We start from the raw sequence: 2033 nt of genomic DNA on the forward strand, positions 1-2033 counted from the left end.
GGCCCACTCCACGGCGGCCGGGACCGGCTCGCCGCCATCGACGGCGACCAGCGCGTCGGCGGGGGTGCCGCGAACGCCGACCTCGACCGGTCCGGCGAGGCCCGCGGCCGTAATCGTCCAGTGCAGCGACGCGTGCTCGCCGGGGCGCCAGCCGCTGGGGACGTCCCAGGGATCGACGAACGGCGTGTCTGGCGTCAGCTCCAGCAGGCGGACCAGCGCGTACACGGCCGGAACATCGGCCGCGCCCGGGGCGGCGGCGACGAGCGCGTCGAGGTCCCGCTCGATCAGCCCGGTGTCGAGCCGGCCGGCACGGGTGTCCGGATGGTCGAGCAGGGCCCGCAGGAAACCGATGTTGGTGGTCACTCCGAGCACGCAGGTCCGGGCCAGCGCCCGGTCGAGCCGGTCCAGCGCGGTGTCCCGGTCCGGCCCGTAGGCGATAATCTTGGCGAGCATCGGGTCGTAGGTGGACCCGACGGTGGCACCGAGCCGCAGCCCCGAGTCGACCCGGACGGCCTGCCCCGACGGCTCGTCCAGCCGCAGGACCCGCCCGCCGGTCGGCAGGAAGCCGCGCGCGGCGTCCTCCGCGTACACCCGGGCCTCCACCGCATGACCCGTCAGCCGGATGTCGGCCTGGGTGTAGCCCAGTGGTTCCCCGGCGGCGACGCGCAGCTGTTCGGCGACGAGGTCGAGCCCGGTCACCAGCTCGGTGACCGGATGTTCGACCTGCAGGCGGGTGTTCATCTCCAGGAAGAAGAACTCCTCCGGGTTCGCCGCGGCGACGAGGAACTCGACCGTGCCCGCCCCGACGTAGCCGACCGAGGCGGCCGTGGCGACGGCCGCCGCCCCGATCCGCGCCCGCGTCTGCGCGGACAGCAGGACCGACGGCGCCTCCTCGACGACCTTCTGATGGCGCCGCTGCAGGCTGCACTCCCGCTCGCCGAGGTGGACGGTCGTGCCGTGCGCGTCGGCGAGGACCTGCACCTCGATGTGCCGGGGCCGGTCCACGAACCGCTCGACGAACAGGGTGTCGTCGCCGAACGCCGAGGCCGCCTCGCGGCGGGCGCCGACGATCTCCGCCTGAAGCTGTGCGACGTCCATGGCGACCCGCATGCCCTTGCCCCCGCCGCCCGCGGACGGCTTGAGCAGCACCGGGTAGCCGATCTGCGCGGCGGCGTCGACCAGGTCGGCGTCCGTCATCGCCGGGTCGTCCCGGCCGGGTACGACGGGCACCCCGGCCGCGGCGACCGCGCGCCGGGCGGTGATCTTGTCGCCCATCACCTCGACGGCGCGGACCGGCGGCCCGACGAACACGATGCCCGCCTCGGCGCACGCCGCCGCGAACGCGGCGTTCTCCGACAGGAACCCGTAGCCGGGATGGACCGCCTGGGCCCCGGTGGCGACCGCGGCCGCGACCACCGCGGCGATGTTGAGGTACGACTCGCGGGCCGGCGCCGGTCCGATCCGCACGGCCACGTCGGCCTCCCGCACGTGGCGCGCGCCCGCGTCGGCGTCGGAGTAGACCGCCACCGATTCGATGCCGAGCTCACGCAGGGTCCGGATCACCCGGACGGCGATCTCCCCGCGGTTGGCCACCAGCACTGTCGAGAACATCGTCGCCTTCCCTGTCATCGCCCTCCCTGTCCTCGCCGTCACCTCCGACCCGGTCACCTCCACAGCGCTCACCTCCGACCCGGTCACCTCCGACCCGGTCACCTCTGTCGCGCTCACATCCGGAAGATGCCGTAGCCGGGCGGGTCCATCGGCGCGTTGGCGGCGACCGACAGCGCGAGCCCGAGCACCGTGCGGGTGTCCCGCGGATCGATCACCCCGTCGTCCCACAGCCGGGCCGTCGAGTAGTACGGGCTGCCCTGCACCTCGTAGCGCTCGCGGATCGGGGCGCGGAAGTCCTCCTCCGCCTCGGCCGGCCAGTCCTGCCCGCGGGTGGCGTACTGCTCGCGGCGGACGGTGGCGAGCACCGCCGCCGCCTGCTCCCCACCCATCACCGAGATCCGCGCGTTCGGCCACATCCACAG

At 74.4% G+C, this 2033-nt stretch carries 2 protein-coding genes; both read right to left on the bottom strand.

Annotated elements, in window-relative coordinates; translation table 11 throughout:
• The coding region (locus tag ND748_RS30720) for an acetyl/propionyl/methylcrotonyl-CoA carboxylase subunit alpha (RefSeq protein ID WP_251749793.1) at window positions 1-1611 on the bottom strand (1611 nt) is incomplete at its 3' end.
• A gap of 113 nt (window positions 1612-1724) precedes the next feature.
• On the bottom strand, window positions 1725-2033 hold a 309-nt coding region (locus tag ND748_RS30725), incomplete at its 5' end, for a carboxyl transferase domain-containing protein (RefSeq protein WP_285902945.1).

Source organism: Frankia sp. AiPs1 (genome assembly GCF_023716945.1).
GTDB lineage: Bacteria > Actinomycetota > Actinomycetes > Frankiales > Frankiaceae > Frankia.